Genomic DNA, 15,378 nt, shown 5'->3' with positions numbered 1-15,378 from the left:
GGACGGCGCCACGACCCCACCGCACCGACACACCGGACCACACGAGGGCTGCAACGGGCGGATCACCGGCACGGCCCCGACCCACCCACCGCACAGACGGCGAAACGGAACGACAGCGAGGAGGCCTGCATTGACAGCATGCTGTCCAATTGACAGTATGCTGACATCGAGCAGAACCCGAGGAGGAGCCATGAGCAGCACCCCGCGCCAGCCCGTCCACCTCGCCGTCTACGACACCTTCGCCGACTGGGAGACCGGCCACACGACCGCGCACCTCGCCCGCGCCGGCTACGAGATCCGCACCGTCGGCCCCACCCGCGCACCGGTCACCACCATGGGCGGGCTCCGCATCCACCCCGACCTCGCCCTCGACGAGCTCCGCCCCGAGGACAGCTCGCTGCTCGTCCTCACCGGCGCGGACCTGTGGGACTCCGGCGACGACCTCGCCCCCTTCGCCCGCACGGCACGCACGTTCCTCGACGCCGACGTGCCCGTGCCCGTGGCCGCGATCTGCGGCGCGACGGCGGGACTCGCACGCGAGGGCCTGCTCGACGACCGCGCCCACACCAGCGCCGTGTCCTTCTACCTCGCCGCCACCGGCTACGCGGGCACCGAGCGGTACGTGGACGCCGACGCCGTCACGGACGGCGCGCTCGTCACCGCGGGCCCCACCGAACCGGTCGCGTTCGCCCGCGAGGTGTTCCGCCTGCTCGGGGTGTACGAGGGCGAGGTCCTCGACGCCTGGTACCGGCTGTTCCACGACTCCGACGCCGAGGCGTACGCCGTCCTGGAAAAGGCGGCCCCGTGAGCCGGGAGCACCAGGACCTGCTCAGCCGCAGCGCCCTCGGCGTCTTCCGCCTGAACGGCCAGTTCCTCTCCGTCGCCGAGGAGCTCGCCCGCCCGGCAGGACTGACCGCCGCCTGGTGGCAGGTGCTCGGCGCCGTGCTCACCGAACCGCTCCCGGTCTCCGGGATCGCCCGGGTCATGGGCATCACCCGGCAGAGCGTGCAGCGCATCGCCGACCTGCTGGTGGACAAGGAGCTGGCCCGGTACCTGCCCAATCCGGCCCACCGGCGCGCCAAGCTGCTCTCCCCGACGGAGTCCGGCCGCGCCGCGATCGCGCGGATCGACCCCGGGCACGCCGCCTTCGCCGACCGGCTCGCCGAGGCGTTCGGCGAAGGCGGCCTGGCCGAGGCGGTACGCGTCCTGGAGCGCCTGTCGACGGTCCTCGACGAGCTCGCCGCCGACGTCACGGAATCGCCACGCGCTGTTACGGAACCGTAGACACCGCCCCACCCACCTCCCCGTACGACCGGATTATCCTCGGTCTGTTGCACACACACGGGGGAAGGTGGGCGCGGGCATGGAGAAGCTGGGGGCGGGGGATCCGCAGCGGATCGGCGCATATCGGCTGCTGGCTCGGCTCGGCGCGGGCGGGATGGGGCACGTGTACCTCGCCCGGTCCGACCGGGGACGCACCGTCGCGGTCAAGCTGGTGCGCGAGGAACTCGCGGAGCAGGAGGAGTTCCGGGCCCGCTTCCGGCAGGAGGTGCAGGCCGCGCGGCGGGTCGGCGGGTACTGGACCGCCCCGGTGCTCGACGCGGACACCGAGGCCGTGATCCCGTGGGTCGCCACCGGCTACGTCGCCGGGCCGTCCCTGCAGACCGTCGTCGGCCACGACCACGGCGCGCTGCCCGAGCGCTCCGTCCGCATCCTCGCCGCCGGCCTCGCGCACGCGCTGCAGGACATCCACGCCGCGGGTCTCATCCACCGCGACCTCAAGCCGTCGAACGTCCTGGTCACCATCGACGGCCCGCGCGTGATCGACTTCGGGATCGCACGCGCCCTGGAGACGGTGACCGACGGCGGCCTCACCCGTACCGGCGCGCTCGTCGGCTCACCCGGCTTCATGGCCCCCGAACAGGTCCGCGGCGACCGGGTCACGCCCGCCTGCGACGTGTTCTGCCTCGGCTCGGTCCTCTCGTACGCCGCCACGGGCGCCCTCCCCTTCGGAGCGGCCAACAGCGGGGTGCACGCGATGATGTTCCGCATCGCGCAGGAGGAGCCGGACCTCGAAGGCGTGCCCGAGGGGCTCGCCGACCTCGTGCGCGACTGTCTGCGCAAGGACCCCGCCGCCCGGCCGAGCCTCGCCCAGGTGCTGGAACGCACCGGCGCGGAGGACACCGTCTCGGACGGCCGCACCCGCGACCCGTGGCTGCCGAGCGCGCTGGTGGCCCAGCTGGGCCGGCACGCGGTGCAGCTGCTGGACACCGAGAACCCCGACGACGGGCAGCCGCAGATGCCCGCCCTGCCGGCCGGAGCGCCTCCCGCGCCGCCGGCGCTGCCCGCCGCGCCGACGCCCGCGCTGCCCGCCGCGCCCCCGGCCCCCGACCTCTCGAAGGCACCGCCCGCACTCCCGCCCGCACAGCCGACCACCCCACCCGACGCTTCACCCGAGGCCCCGCCCGAGCACGCCCCGGCCGCGGCCGAGGAGGGCGCCACCCCGCCCGCACCCGGGCAGCCCGCCCCGCTCGACCACCTGCCCACGATGGTGGCGGGCGCGGGCCCGACACCCCCTCCGGCCGCCCCGCCGGCCACCGCGCACCCCGCGTACGGCTATCCCCAGCAGCACCCGCAGCAGCACCCCCAGCCCACCGGTCCCGCCGCGCCCCACCCCGGGTACGGCTATCCGCAGCAGGGCGGCTGGGGCGGACAGCCGGCCCCGTACGGCTCGACGCCGCCGTACGGGCCGGGCCCCGCCTCGCCGTACGGCCCCGGTGGCGCGACGCCGCCGTACGGGCCGGGCGTCGCCCCGCTGCCGCCCGAACCCCCGCGCAGAAGCGGCCGGTCCACCGCCCTCCTGATCGTCGTGGCGCTGGTCGTCGCGCTCGGCGCGGGCGGCAGCGTCTACGCGCTGATGAAGGGCACCGGGGGCGACAAGGACCACGACGACGCCAAGGCGTCGGCGTCCGCCTCCGGCGCGCCCACCACGCCGGGCCCGAGCACCACGGAGCCGTCCACGGCCTCCGAGTCGCCCAGTGCGCGGGAGTCGACGGACGGCACCATCCCCGACGAGTTCCTCGGCACCTGGAACACCAGCATCGACAACGCGACGGGACACAACACCCGCCGACTCACCATCCAGCAGGGCAAGGTCGGGGACACCGTGCTGTCCCTCGTCGCGGACGGCCCGGCCGGCAGCGGCACCTACCACTGCGTCTTCGAGGCCAGGCTCGCCGAGGAGCCCTCGGCGGGCGGCCCCCTGGAGATCAGCGCCTCCGACGTCACCGTCGGAGAGCCGGCCACGTCCTGCTCGCCGGGCGCCGCCTCCGAGGTCACCCTCCTCTCGGACGGCCGGCTGCGCCGCGTGAACAAGGACTCGGGCGAGGCCCTGACGTACACGAAGGGCGGCTGAAAGCGCCTCGGGGCGGACCTCCGACTCGCCTGCTGCCCCACCTCGTCGAAGTTCACCTCGCGTATGCCGGGGGTTCCCGGGCCAGGTCGTACCGTGACCGGACGACAGGCTCGGGGGAGTGGCTCACGTGGCGTGGCTGAGCAGCCAGGACGTGATCCGTACGCACGGGCACCTGCCGTGCGGGAGACCGGTGGGACCGCGGATCCGCGGCGAGGGCTGACGGCCGGCACACCCGACACGCCCCGGCGACCCCGGCCAGGATCGAGGGGGCCGACGAGGATCGGCGGCCCACCCGGGCCCGGAGGCTAGCGGGGCTCCGGAGGCCGCTGCCGCGGCATGTTCGGCCGTGCGCCCGGAGGCAACGGGGCACGCCCCGGAGGCACCGCCTCGGTGCGCGGTGCGCCCGACAGCGACGACTGGATCCCCATGGGCGCCGACCCGGTCCGGAACTCGACCATCCAGTCCGCCGTCTCCGCCCGCACCAGCTCCGTGACGTCCTCGCTGAACCGCCGCAGCACGCCGAGACACCGCTCCGCGGCCTCTCCGGCCGTCCCCTCCGTCGGCCCGAGGACCTCGCGCACGCTCTCGAACGCCCAGTCGAACTGGAGGACCTGGAGCCGCCGGTGCACGGCCTGGGCCGTGGCCACGTCCCTTATCCACCCCGAGGTCACCCCGAAGAACCGGTCACCGGCCACGCACGCGACCCCGAGGAGCAGCGCCAGATAGCCCCAGGGGGCGACCCCGCCCACCACCCCGGTGAGATCGAGCAGCGGAGCGGCCGCCCCGGACACGGCCCCGAGAGCCGCCCCGCAGCGCAGCACCCGCGCCCCGCGCCGCTTCCACACGCGGTCGGACAGGTACCAGGAGGCCGTGTCGAGCGCCCCGCGCTCCACCCACCGGTACAGCTCGTGGAGCCGCTCCGCGGGCTCGCCCCAGTCCCCCAGCGGGAACGGCCGGCCGGTCAGATCGCCCGGCACCAGCTCGGCCGCCCCGTCGCCCCGCCCGTCCTGGGGCGGCCCCTCGGGCTGCATCTCCGGCTGACTCACCCGGCACTCCCTACTGACGACGGTGACGGCAGTGACGACGGCGTGTGACGTCGTGTGACGCCTGGTGCAAAAGCGCCGGACCCTTCCTACCGCCCAATGGGTGGCGATGGACCAGGTTTCATCGCTTTTCCGCCCGGAAGTGGGTCTTGATCAGGTATAGGACTCCCGGCGCTCTCACTCGAAAGAGTGCTTGGGCGACGGGCCCGTCGAGCACGTAGGCTCAAGCTGGACAGGAAAAACGGTCCACTCAGCCGTACTCGAAACCAGGAGCTGATCGTGATTCCCGGTGGTGGCCAGCCCAATATGCAGCAGCTGCTCCAGCAGGCCCAGAAGATGCAGCAGGACCTCGCGAACGCACAGGAGGAGCTGGCGCGGACGGAGGTCGACGGCCAGGCGGGCGGCGGCCTGGTGAAGGCGACCGTGACGGGCTCCGGAGAGCTCCGCGCCCTGGTGATCGACCCGAAGGCGGTCGACCCCGAGGACACGGAGACGCTCGCCGACCTGATCGTCGCGGCCGTCCAGGCGGCCAACGAGAACGCCCAGACGCTCCAGCAGCAGAAGCTCGGCCCGCTCACCCAGGGCCTCGGCGGCGGCAGCGGCATCCCCGGCCTGCCGTTCTGAGACCGTGCGCGGTGTTCCGGGGCTCGGCCTGCCTTTCTAAGACGGGCGGCAGCCAACTACCGTACGCACAGGGACGAAGCAGGATTCAGGAACCAGGAAAGGCAGTCCGTTGTACGAAGGCGTGGTCCAGGACCTCATCGACGAACTGGGGCGGCTCCCCGGCGTCGGTCCCAAGAGCGCGCAGCGGATCGCCTTCCACATCCTGCAGGCCGAGCCGACGGACGTGCGGCGCCTCGCGCAGGCCCTCATGGAGGTCAAGGCGAAGGTCCGCTTCTGCGCGACCTGCGGCAACGTGGCGCAGGAAGAGCTGTGCAACATCTGCCGCGACCCCCGCCGGGACGTCTCGGTGATCTGTGTGGTCGAGGAGCCCAAGGACGTCGTCGCGATCGAGCGGACACGCGAGTTCCGCGGCAAGTACCACGTGCTGGGCGGCGCGATCAGCCCCATCGAGGGCGTCGGCCCCGACGACCTGCGGATAAGGGAACTGCTGGCCCGTCTCGCCGACGGCACGGTCACGGAACTCATCCTCGCCACCGACCCGAACCTGGAGGGCGAGGCCACGGCCACGTACCTCGCCCGCATGATCAAGCCCATGGGCCTCAAGGTCACCCGCCTGGCCAGCGGCCTCCCGGTGGGTGGCGACCTGGAATACGCGGACGAGGTCACGCTCGGCCGCGCCTTCGAGGGGAGACGACTCCTAGATGTCTGACGCCACGCTGCACGCGACCAGTCAGGACCCCGACGACTTCGTGGTCCAGATCGCGGACCAGGTAGAGAGCTTCCTGGTCGCCGTCACCGAGGTGGCCAAGGGCGACGAGCCGGACTCGGCCGTGCCCTTCCTCCTCCTGGAGGTCTCCCAGCTCCTCCTGGCCGGCGGCCGTCTCGGCGCACACGAGGACATCGTCCCCGAGGAGCGCTACGAGCCCGATCTGGGCCCCGAGCCGGACGTCGACGAGCTCCGCGAGCGCCTCGCGGTGATGCTGGACCCGATCGACGTGTACTCGGAGGTCTTCGACCCGTACGAGCCCCGCAAGGCGCCGGTCGCCTGCCGGATCTCCGACGACCTCGCCGACGTCATCACCGACCTCCGCCACGGCATGGCCCACTACCGCGCCGGCCGCACCACGGAGGCCCTGTGGTGGTGGCAGTTCTCGTACTTCTCCAACTGGGGCTCCACGGCCTCGGCCGCCCTGCGCGCCCTCCAGTCCGTGGTGGCGCACGTGCGCCTGAACCAGCCCCTGGACGACCTGAACGGCCTGGACACCGACCAGGACCTCGGCGACGACGCGCTCGCCGAGGAGGCCGGCAAGGTCATGGTGGAGGAGATCGCGGGTCCGCTGGGCCTGCGCCCGGTCAAGTAACGACAGCCGCCCGTGACGGCGGCCGCCGGCTGCGACCGCGGCAGGCCACGACGGCGGCCCGCCCGTGCGGGCCGCCGTCGGCTCGTCACCGCAGCTCCCACAGTCCCTTGCCCAGCGTGGTGACCCCGCCGACCAGCGCGAGCCCCAGGACCAGGAGCCGGGCCCGTCTCTCGGGCAGCCATCGCGCGAGGGCCCGGCCGGCCAGGGATCCCGCGACCATCCCCGCGACCGCGAGCGCCCACACCGGCGGGCCGAGCCGCGGCACCCCGTTCGCGGCCACCGAGAACGCGTTCACCAGTACCCCGTAGAACTGCGCGTTCGGCACGAACTCCCGTACGGTCCAGCCCGCGTTGACGGCGTACAGGGACACCGGAGGGCCACCCACCCCGGCCGCCGAGTTCATGAAGCCGCCCAGGGCCCCCGCGGCCACCGCGCCCCCGCCGCCGCGCAGGGCGGGCACCTGGGCGCCCCGCATCACGAGCGCCACCGCCACCGTCACCAGCGCACCCATGCAGGCGAGCAGCGCGGGCTCGGGGAGCCGCCGGGCCAGCCAGGACCCGGCCGGGACGGTGCACGCAGCCGCCGCGCACAGCGGCACCATCGCGCCGAGCCGCACCCGCCGCCAGCCGCCCGCGAGTCCGACCACGCTGATCACGCCCGCCGCGCAGTTCGCGAGGACGACGCCCTCCGCGGGCCCGAGCAGCAGCACCAGTGCGGGCACGGCCACCAGGGCGAAGCCCATGCCGGTGAGCCACTGCACGCCCGACCCCAGCAGCACGATCCCGCCCAGCAGGAGACTGTCCGCCCAACCACCACCCGTCACGTCCGACAGCGTCTTCCCGCGGGCACCGTGCGATCAACACCCGTGCAGGCGGGGCGTCGCTCGGGAGGCCCGGAGATCGCTCGGGAGGGGCGGACGGGCGCCGCGGGCGGCCGGATCGCCGCCCTCCCGTGTGACACGGGGCACTTTCCGGAGTGGCGCGGCTGACCTGCGGGCAGGTGCCGTGTCGGAGCGGCCGGACCCGCCCCGCCCGAGGAGCCCTGACGACTCCGTTCGGTCCGTTGGTCCGAGTGATCACGTCGTGAGCGGGACATCTCACGATGCGATATCTCGGAGGGGAAATCCGGCCGCTCGTTAAACTGAGCCGACCGCAGTTGTGCGGTGCAGAGACGGATTGAGCGAGGAGCGCACGTGGGCCTTGTCGTGCAGAAGTACGGAGGCTCCTCCGTAGCCGATGCCGAGGGCATCAAGCGCGTCGCCAAGCGGATCGTGGAAGCGAAGAAGAACGGCCACCAGGTGGTCGTCGTCGTTTCCGCGATGGGCGACACGACGGACGAGCTGATCGATCTCGCCGAGCAGGTATCTCCGATGCCCAGCGGACGAGAGTTCGACATGCTGCTGACCGCCGGAGAGCGGATCTCCATGGCCCTGCTGGCGATGGCGATCAAAAACCTGGGCCACAGCGCCCAGAGCTTCACCGGCAGCCAGGCAGGTGTCATCACCGACTCGGTCCACAACAAAGCGCGGATCATCGACGTCACGCCGGGCCGTATCCGTACGGCCCTCGACGAGGGCAACATCGCCATCGTCGCCGGCTTCCAGGGCGTCTCGCAGGACAAGAAGGACATCACCACCCTCGGCCGCGGCGGCTCCGACACGACCGCCGTCGCGCTGGCGGCGGCCCTCGACGCCGAGGTCTGCGAGATCTACACCGACGTGGACGGCGTGTTCACCGCCGACCCGCGCGTGGTGAAGAAGGCCCGGAAGATCGACTGGATCGCCTTCGAGGACATGCTGGAGCTGGCGGCCTCCGGCTCCAAGGTGCTGCTCCACCGCTGCGTGGAGTACGCCCGCCGCTACAACATCCCGATCCACGTGCGCTCGTCCTTCTCCGGACTCCAGGGCACCTGGGTCAGCAACGAGCCGATTCAGCAAGGGGACCGCAAGGTGGAGCAGGCCATCATCTCCGGTGTCGCGCACGACACCTCCGAGGCCAAGATCACGGTGGTCGGCGTTCCGGACAAGCCGGGCGAGGCCGCCTCGATCTTCCGCGCCATCGCCGACGCCGAGATCAACATCGACATGGTCGTGCAGAACGTGTCCGCGGCCTCCACCGGTCTGACGGACATCTCCTTCACCCTCCCCAAGACCGAGGGCCGCAAGGCCATCGACGCCCTGGAGAAGGCGAAGACCGCGATCGGCTTCGACTCCCTGCGCTACGACGACCAGATCGGCAAGATCTCCCTCGTCGGCGCCGGCATGAAGACGAACCCGGGTGTCACGGCCGGCTTCTTCGAGGCGCTGTCCGACGCGGGCGTGAACATCGAGCTGATCTCCACCTCCGAGATCCGCATCTCCGTCGTCACCCGTGCCGACGACGTCCCGGAGGCCGTCCGCGCCGTCCACACCGCCTTCGGACTCGACTCCGACAGCGACGAGGCCGTCGTCTACGGAGGCACCGGCCGCTGATGGCCGGGTCCGTGGGACCCAAGGGGTCCTTGGCGCCGACGCTCGCGGTCGTGGGAGCGACCGGAGCGGTCGGTACGGTCATGCTCCAGATCCTGTCCCAGCACGCGGACATCTGGGGCGAGATCCGCTTGATCGCCTCCCCGCGCTCGGCCGGCCGCAAGCTGGCCGTGCGCGGCGAGGAGGTCGAGGTGGTGGCGCTGTCGGAGGAGGCCTTCGACGGCGTCGACGTCGCCATGTTCGACGTACCGGACGAGGTGGCCGCCCAGTGGGCGCCGATCGCCGCAGCCAAGGGCGCGGTCGTCGTCGACAACTCCGGAGCCTTCCGGATGGACCCGGACGTGCCCCTCGTCGTCCCCGAGGTCAATCCGCACGCCGCGCGCGTGCGTCCGCGCGGAATCATCTCCAACCCGAACTGCACCACGCTCTCGATGATCGTCGCCCTGGGCGCGCTGCACGCCGAGTTCGGGCTGCGCGAACTGGTCGTCTCCAGCTATCAGGCGGTCAGCGGCGCGGGCCGGGCCGGCGTCGAGACCCTGCGCCAGCAGCTGTCGCTCGTCGCCGGTACGGAACTGGGCACCAGCCCCGGTGACGTACGGCGGGCCGTGGGCGACAACACCGGGCCCTTCCCGGAGCCCGTCGCGCTGAACGTGGTGCCGTGGTCCGGGTCCCTCGCCGAGGACGGCTGGTCCTCGGAGGAGATGAAGGTCCGCAACGAGTCCCGGAAGATCCTCGGCCTGCCGGCGCTGAAGGTGGCCGTCACCTGCGTCCGCGTACCCGTCGTCACCACGCACTCACTGACCGTCCACGCCCGCTTCCAGGGCGAGGTCACCGTCGCCAAGGCACGGGAGATTCTCGCCACAGCGCCGGGGGTCGTGCTGTTCGACGATCCGGCCGCCGGCGAGTTTCCCACCCCCGCCGACGTGGTGGGCACGGACCCGACCTGGGTCGGCCGGGTCCGCCGGGCTCTGGACGATTCGACCGCACTCGAACTGTTTGTGTGCGGGGACAACTTGCGCAAGGGTGCCGCATTGAACACGGCTCAGATCGCCGAGCTGGTGGCGGCGGAGATCATCGGGGCGTAGGTTCTGCCTCCAGGGTGTGCGCGGGTTCCGCAAGGTTCTGCGTCCCGGGCGTCCGGCAGCCGGAATCTCGATGGCCGTCGGGGGATTCATTTGTAGGATCTGTGTGAGTCCAGTGATCGAAATATGGTCCGGACCACTTGAATCCGCCCCCGTGGGCGTCCGAAGATTTTCCTCCCCGTCCTCCGCAACCGCGCGGAGGGCGGGGAGCGTCTTTGCGGTCGCCATTCAGGGGCGTCCGGGGGCGGCACGGCACATGGGGCATAGGGGAAGAGCTGGTACGCATGAGGGCATTTAGTGCACTGTCAGGCGCGCTGAGAGGCGTCCCGGCCGGCGGTCCCGCAGGCGTACCAGGGGATGCTCCGGAAGGTCTGCTTCCGGCCACTGTGCCGACCGACGCGAATGTGACGTCTGTCGCGTACAACCCTGCCGGGGGTACGCGTGTCAAACAGGCGTGGCAGAGGTACTCGACTTCACCGCGGTCCAGACGAGGGGCACAGCCCTGCGTCCACCCCGCCGACTCCGCAGCCCCGGCGCGCCCGGCGGCATGCCGGTGATCGCGCCCATGCCCGCAGCGCGGCCCGCCCGCATACCGAATCAGCGTGACGGCTCCGACGACAGCATGGCCGCCGGTACCACCGTCGACCATCTGACCGAGACCTACCGCGCCCACTACCGGTCGCTGCTGGGCCTCGCGGCGCTCCTCCTCGACGACACCGCCTCCTGCGAGGACGTCGTCCAGGAGGCCTTCATCCGGGTGCACTCGGCGCGCAAACGCGTCCGTGACCCGGAGAAGACGCTCGCCTATCTGCGGCAGACCGTCGTCAACCTGTCGCGCTCCGCGCTGCGCCGGCGCATCCTCGGCCTCAAGCTTCTGTCGAAGCCGATGCCCGACATGGCGAGCGCCGAGGAAGGCGCCTACGACCAGCTGGAACGCGACGCGCTGATCAAGGCCATGAAGGGACTCCAGCGCCGTCAGCGCGAGGTCCTGGTCCTGCGCTACTTCGCGGACATGACCGAGGCCCAGGTCGCCGACACGCTCGGCATATCGCTGGGCTCGGTCAAGGCGTACGGCTCCCGCGGCATCGCCGCGCTCCGCATCGCCATGGAGGCCCCGGCATGAGTGGGCACGACGAGCGGTGGAGCCCCGACGGGGATCGGCGCCACGAGCACGAGCACAAGCAATCGCACGCTGGGAACGTAACTGTGAACCACGGCCCCGACGGACAGTCCGACGAACAGACGGGCGGACAGGGACCCGACGGGCTCGGCTCCGACGAACTGGCACTGCGCCGGCTGCTCCACCAGGCCGTCGAGGAGATCGAGCCCACCGACGGCACCCTCGACCACCTGCGTCGTGCCGTTCCGGCCAGGCGGGCCCGCAAGCGGCAGGCCGTCGTCGGCATGGCCGCGGCCGCGCTCTTCATCGGCACGGCCATCCCCGCCTTCGTCCACGTCTCGAACTCCGCCGGATCGAATCCCGACACGTCCATCGCGGGCAACAGCTCGCAGGCGCAGGGCGGCACCGGCCAGGGCAAGGGCGCCGACGGCCACGAGAAGGCGGCGGGCGGATCCTCCGGCACCTCGAAGGACAAGGGCAAGGAGGGCGACAAGAGCACGCCCGGCACGGGCAAGAGCACCGGCGGCGGCGCCACCACGGGCGGCGTCGACCCGACGGCCTCGGCCGCGAGCACGCCCGCCTGCACGACCGAGCAGATCGGCGGGGCCACCAGCGCCGTCGGTGTCCCGGACTCCACCGGCGCGGTCTACGGCTCCTTCACCTTCTCGAACATCTCCGCCGCCAGCTGCACGGTCACCGGCGCGGGCACGGTGAACGCGTCCGCCGCGGGCGCCGCGGACCCCGCCAAGGTCGGCGTGTCGACCCATGTGGCGGGCGACGCGGCCACCGGGCTGCCGGACCCGTCCACGGAGGTCGCCTCCCTGGTGCTCCAGCCGGGCGCGTCGTACGTGGTGAAGTTCGCCTGGGTGCCTTCGGAGACCTGTCCCACCACCTCGGATCCCTCACCGGACCCGACGCCCACCGAGGGCGCCGGCGACACCGGCAGCACCGGTACGACCGACGGCGACGGCGTCGCGCCGCAGCTCGTCACGGAGGACGGGGTGGCCGACGGCAGCGTCGCCGTGTCCAACACGGCGACGACGGGCGGGGCGACGGCCTCGACGAGCGTCTCCAACGCGTGCGCGGGCACCGTCTACCACACGGGCGTCCTGACGTCCTGAGCGACGCGGGTGTCCTGAACGTCCTGAGCGACGCGGACGGCGTCTCGCGCAGCCGTCCCCTGGTCCATCCCACGAGCCGTCCCGTGCTGGGCGGGCCCGGTCCCCGGGGCCGGGCCGTCCCGGGGCCGCCGCTGCGGCTCCGGGCGGTCGCAGGGCCCGGACGGCCGTCCGGAGGACTCAGGCGGTCGTCGTGGACGAGGCCGGAGCGCTGTCCCCGGCAGGGACCCCGCTCTCCTCGTCGGTCCTGGCCCCGGACTGCGACCCGTTGCCGGTGCCTTCGGGGACGATGCCCAGCTCGGCGTCGCGCGCGAACTCGACCTCGCGGCGCAGCAGCCGGAACCACATGAAGACGACGAAGCCCGCGAAGACGAACCACTCGCCGGTGTAGCCGAGGTTCTGGAACGCCTTCAGGTCCAGGCCGGTGTTCTGCGGAGCCGCCGCGGGCACCGCCTTCATCCCGCCGTCGCCCTTGTCGAGGGTGATCCACGCCTCGTAGACCTTCTTGTACGGCACCAGGTTCACCAGCGACGCGGAGCTGATCGCGCCGGTCTGCCCGGCGGGAAGACCACCGGCCGAGCTGACGCCGTTGGACCCGGGGCTCTCGGACGCCTGGAGCGCGCCCGTCACGGTGACCTCACCCGTCGGCGCGGCCGGAGCCTTCGCCGGGTCCGCGTCACCGGGCAGCCAGCCCCGCACGACCGGCAGCGCACCGCCGTCGGTCCGCAGCATGGTCAGGACGTAGTACCCGCGCTCGCCGTCCAGCTCACGGCCGGGCACGAGCAGTTGCCTGCCGTACCGGCCGGTCGCGGTGGCCTGCTTGCCGGACGTCGCCTTGTCCACGGGCAGCAGTTCCGCCAGCGGGCGGGGCGACGAGGTCTCGGCCTCCGCGGCCAGGTCGCCCGCCGTCCGATGGTCCGCGACCCGGTCCTCGAACCGTCCCAGCTGCCATGACCCCATGAAGACGCAGAAGGGGATGGCCAACAGCACGAAGACGTTGATCCCCCACCAGCGGGGCGTCAGCAGGAACCGGTACACGCCTTCCAAGGTACGGGGCCCGTGCGCACGGGCGGGCCGCGGGGTCGCCGCCACCGGTCCCGCCGGGCCCCGGCGAACGGGGTTTGTCCACAGGCTGGGGACCGCGTCGGCGAAGACCCCGCCCGGCCAGGCACTATGGGGCCATGACTGAGAGCAGCAGGTCCACCGAGCAGCTGGCCGCCATGCCCGACTGGGAGAAGCGCTTCAGGGCGCCGCGGGTGTCGCTGCCGGACTGGGCGGAGGACGCCCCGCACCGCTCCCTGTTCGTCTCGAACGCGACGGGGACGTACGAGCTGTACGCCTGGGACCGCGCCACGGGAGAGCAGCGCCAGGTCACCTCGCGGGCGAACGGCACGACGGACGGAGTGCTCTCCCCGGACGGCGAGTGGATCTGGTGGTTCGACGACAAGGACGGCGACGAGTTCGGCATCTGGCGCCGCCGCCCCTTCACCGCCAAAGCCCCCGAGAGCGCCGGCGACGACCCGCAGGCGCGGGCCGACGAGCCGGCGGTGCCGGGTCTCGACCCCTCGTACCCGGCCGGACTGGCCATCGCCCGCGACGGGCGCACCGCCGTCGTGGGCCGCTCCACGGACGAGGACGGATCCACCATCCACGTGGCGCGCACCGGCGAGACCCCCGTGGAGATCTACCGGCACCGGGAGTCGGCCGGCGTCGGCGACCTCTCGCACGACGGCTCGCTCGTCGCGATCGAGCACACCGAGCACGGCGACGCGATGCACTCGGCGCTGCGCGTCCTGCGCCCGGACGGATCGACGGTCGCGGAGCTCGACGACACCAAGGGCGGCACGGTCGAGCTGGGCCTGGAGGTGCTCGGCTTCGCCCCGGTCGACGGGGACGGCCGGCTCCTCATCGGGCACCAGCGGCGGGGCCGCTGGGAGCCGCTCGTGTGGGACGTGACCACCGGCGAGGAGACGGACCTCGGCCTCGACCTGCCCGGAGACGTGGCCGCCGAGTGGTATCCGGACGGTTCCGCCCTCCTCGTCGCCCACAGCTTCGAGGCCCGCAGCGACCTGTGGCGGTACGACCTCACGTCCCGCGAGCTGACCCCGGTGCCCACCCCGCCCGGCACCGTGTCCGGCGCGACGGCCCGCCCGGACGGCACCGTGGAGTACCTGTGGTCGTCGGCCGCGGAGCCGTCCGTGGTCCGTTCCACGACCGGCGAGGTCGTGCTGGACCCGCCCGGTCCGAAGTCCCCGGGATCGGTGCCCGTGGAGGACGTCTGGGTGGAGGGCCCCGGCGGACGCATCCACGCCCTGGTCCAGAAGCCGGCCGGCACCACGGGCCCGCTGCCCACGGTCTTCGACATCCACGGCGGCCCGACCTGGCACGACAGCGACTCCTTCGCGGCGGGCCCGGCAGCCTGGGTCGACCACGGGTACGCGGTCGTCCGGGTCAACTACCGCGGCTCCACGGGCTACGGCCGCGCGTGGACGGACGCCCTCAAGCACCGGGTCGGCCTCATCGAGCTGGAGGACATCGCCGCCGTCCGCGAATGGGCGGTCACCTCGGGCCTCGCGGACCCCGACCGCCTGATCCTCACCGGCGGTTCCTGGGGCGGCTACCTCACCCTCCTCGGCCTCGGCACCCAGCCCGACGCCTGGACCCTCGGCATCGCCGCCGTCCCCGTCGCCGACTACGTCACGGCGTACCACGACGAGATGGAAGCGCTGAAGGCCATGGACCGCACCCTCCTCGGCGGCACCCCGGAGGAGGTCCCCGAACGCTTCGAGGCGTCCTCCCCCCTCACCTACGTCGACGCGGTCAAGGCCCCCGTCTACATCTCCGCGGGCGTCAACGACCCCCGCTGCCCCATCCGCCAGATCGACAACTACGTCACCCGCCTCGCCGCCCGAGACGCCGTCCACGAGGTCTACCGCTATGACGCCGGCCACGGCTCCCTGGTCGTCGACGAACGCATCAATCAGGTCCGCCTGGAACTGGACTTCGCCCAGCGCCACCTGACGGACTGACGACACCGGACTCCTCGCCTTGAGCGCCGACGGCACCATTCAGCCCGTCCGGCGCTTGAGGACGAGGCCGTCCAGGCCCGGCCCCTGGTCCCGTCTCCATGAGGGCTGGGAGCACGTTC

14 protein-coding genes are annotated in these 15,378 nt (G+C 72.5%); 11 read left to right on the top strand and 3 right to left on the bottom strand.

Annotation, left to right across the window (positions count from 1 at the left end):
- Window positions 1-190: 190 nt before the first annotated feature.
- The 3 genes from ACZ4IF_RS31640 (at window position 191) to ACZ4IF_RS31630 (ending at window position 3,415) form a co-directional block, all read left to right on the top strand.
- Complete coding sequence (locus tag ACZ4IF_RS31640) at window positions 191-808, top strand: type 1 glutamine amidotransferase family protein (protein WP_467568932.1); 618 nt, start codon at window positions 191-193, stop codon at window positions 806-808.
- Window positions 805-1,284 (top strand): MarR family winged helix-turn-helix transcriptional regulator, encoded by a 480-nt coding sequence (locus ACZ4IF_RS31635; RefSeq protein WP_467568929.1) that lies wholly within the window; start codon window positions 805-807, stop codon window positions 1,282-1,284. Before ACZ4IF_RS31640 ends, ACZ4IF_RS31635 begins: the two co-directional genes overlap by 4 nt.
- A gap of 79 nt (window positions 1,285-1,363) precedes the next feature.
- Window positions 1,364-3,415: a serine/threonine-protein kinase gene (locus ACZ4IF_RS31630; RefSeq protein WP_467568927.1), complete on the top strand. Its 2,052-nt coding sequence runs from the start codon at window positions 1,364-1,366 to the stop codon at window positions 3,413-3,415.
- Between the two features lie 305 nt (window positions 3,416-3,720).
- On the opposite strand, the gene ACZ4IF_RS31625 is transcribed toward ACZ4IF_RS31630, so the two are convergent.
- Window positions 3,721-4,461, bottom strand: a complete 741-nt coding sequence (locus ACZ4IF_RS31625) for an SLATT domain-containing protein (protein ID WP_467568924.1) — start codon at window positions 4,459-4,461, stop codon at window positions 3,721-3,723.
- 276 nt (window positions 4,462-4,737) lie between these two features.
- Here ACZ4IF_RS31625 and ACZ4IF_RS31620 point away from each other — a divergent pair, with 276 nt between their 5' ends.
- The 3 genes from ACZ4IF_RS31620 to ACZ4IF_RS31610 all read left to right on the top strand — a co-directional run bounded on the left by ACZ4IF_RS31620 (window position 4,738) and on the right by ACZ4IF_RS31610 (window position 6,443).
- On the top strand, window positions 4,738-5,082 hold the full coding sequence (locus ACZ4IF_RS31620) for a YbaB/EbfC family nucleoid-associated protein (RefSeq protein ID WP_028799186.1): 345 nt from the start codon (window positions 4,738-4,740) through the stop codon (window positions 5,080-5,082).
- Between the two features lie 109 nt (window positions 5,083-5,191).
- Window positions 5,192-5,791, top strand: coding sequence for a recombination mediator RecR (recR, locus tag ACZ4IF_RS31615; RefSeq protein WP_359492121.1), 600 nt, complete (start codon window positions 5,192-5,194; stop codon window positions 5,789-5,791).
- The gene (locus tag ACZ4IF_RS31610; RefSeq protein WP_345639759.1) at window positions 5,784-6,443 is read left to right on the top strand and encodes a DUF5063 domain-containing protein; all 660 of its coding nucleotides are present in this window, start codon (window positions 5,784-5,786) and stop codon (window positions 6,441-6,443) included. The genes recR and ACZ4IF_RS31610 overlap by 8 nt, the downstream gene beginning before the upstream one ends.
- Window positions 6,444-6,528: 85 nt before the next feature.
- On the opposite strand, the gene ACZ4IF_RS31605 is transcribed toward ACZ4IF_RS31610, so the two are convergent.
- Complete coding sequence (locus tag ACZ4IF_RS31605; RefSeq protein WP_467568919.1) at window positions 6,529-7,266, bottom strand: sulfite exporter TauE/SafE family protein; 738 nt, start codon at window positions 7,264-7,266, stop codon at window positions 6,529-6,531.
- Window positions 7,267-7,635: 369 nt separating this feature from the next.
- Between ACZ4IF_RS31605 and ACZ4IF_RS31600 the strand changes: the two genes are divergently transcribed.
- The 4 genes from ACZ4IF_RS31600 to ACZ4IF_RS31585 all read left to right on the top strand — a co-directional run bounded on the left by ACZ4IF_RS31600 (window position 7,636) and on the right by ACZ4IF_RS31585 (window position 12,233).
- On the top strand, window positions 7,636-8,913 hold the full coding sequence (locus ACZ4IF_RS31600) for an aspartate kinase (protein WP_095935641.1): 1,278 nt from the start codon (window positions 7,636-7,638) through the stop codon (window positions 8,911-8,913).
- Entirely contained in the window at window positions 8,913-9,995 is a 1,083-nt protein-coding gene (locus tag ACZ4IF_RS31595; protein WP_426681830.1) for an aspartate-semialdehyde dehydrogenase, read from the top strand. Before ACZ4IF_RS31600 ends, ACZ4IF_RS31595 begins: the two co-directional genes overlap by 1 nt.
- A gap of 451 nt (window positions 9,996-10,446) precedes the next feature.
- Window positions 10,447-11,115: a SigE family RNA polymerase sigma factor gene (locus ACZ4IF_RS31590; RefSeq protein WP_345639749.1), complete on the top strand. Its 669-nt coding sequence runs from the start codon at window positions 10,447-10,449 to the stop codon at window positions 11,113-11,115.
- 83 nt (window positions 11,116-11,198) lie between these two features.
- Window positions 11,199-12,233: a hypothetical protein gene (locus tag ACZ4IF_RS31585; RefSeq protein ID WP_467568914.1), complete on the top strand. Its 1,035-nt coding sequence runs from the start codon at window positions 11,199-11,201 to the stop codon at window positions 12,231-12,233.
- A gap of 177 nt (window positions 12,234-12,410) precedes the next feature.
- On the opposite strand, the gene ACZ4IF_RS31580 is transcribed toward ACZ4IF_RS31585, so the two are convergent.
- Window positions 12,411-13,268 carry an SURF1 family protein gene (locus ACZ4IF_RS31580; protein ID WP_467568911.1) on the bottom strand — a complete coding sequence of 286 codons (858 nt, stop codon included), beginning with the start codon at window positions 13,266-13,268 and terminating at the stop codon, window positions 12,411-12,413.
- A gap of 143 nt (window positions 13,269-13,411) precedes the next feature.
- Between ACZ4IF_RS31580 and ACZ4IF_RS31575 the strand changes: the two genes are divergently transcribed.
- Window positions 13,412-15,259 carry a S9 family peptidase gene (locus ACZ4IF_RS31575; RefSeq protein WP_467568907.1) on the top strand — a complete coding sequence of 616 codons (1,848 nt, stop codon included), beginning with the start codon at window positions 13,412-13,414 and terminating at the stop codon, window positions 15,257-15,259.
- Window positions 15,260-15,378 lie beyond the last annotated feature (119 nt).

The sequence above is a fragment of the Streptomyces sp. NPDC025784 genome (genome assembly GCF_055558435.1).
Note: the sequence above shows the minus strand (reverse complement) of the source record. Positions and strands in the feature narration are given on the sequence as shown.

What these genes read in the sequence shown, in the direction of transcription:
- ACZ4IF_RS31640 (WP_467568932.1), top strand. Translation starts at nt 191, where the DNA reads ATGAGCAGCACCCCGCGCCAGCCCGTCCACCTCGCCGTCTACGACACC.
- ACZ4IF_RS31630 (WP_467568927.1), top strand. Translation starts at nt 1,364, where the DNA reads ATGGAGAAGCTGGGGGCGGGGGATCCGCAGCGGATCGGCGCATATCGG.
- ACZ4IF_RS31610 (WP_345639759.1), top strand. Translation starts at nt 5,784, where the DNA reads ATGTCTGACGCCACGCTGCACGCGACCAGTCAGGACCCCGACGACTTC.
- ACZ4IF_RS31595 (WP_426681830.1), top strand. Translation starts at nt 8,913, where the DNA reads ATGGCCGGGTCCGTGGGACCCAAGGGGTCCTTGGCGCCGACGCTCGCG.
- ACZ4IF_RS31575 (WP_467568907.1), top strand. Translation starts at nt 13,412, where the DNA reads ATGACTGAGAGCAGCAGGTCCACCGAGCAGCTGGCCGCCATGCCCGAC.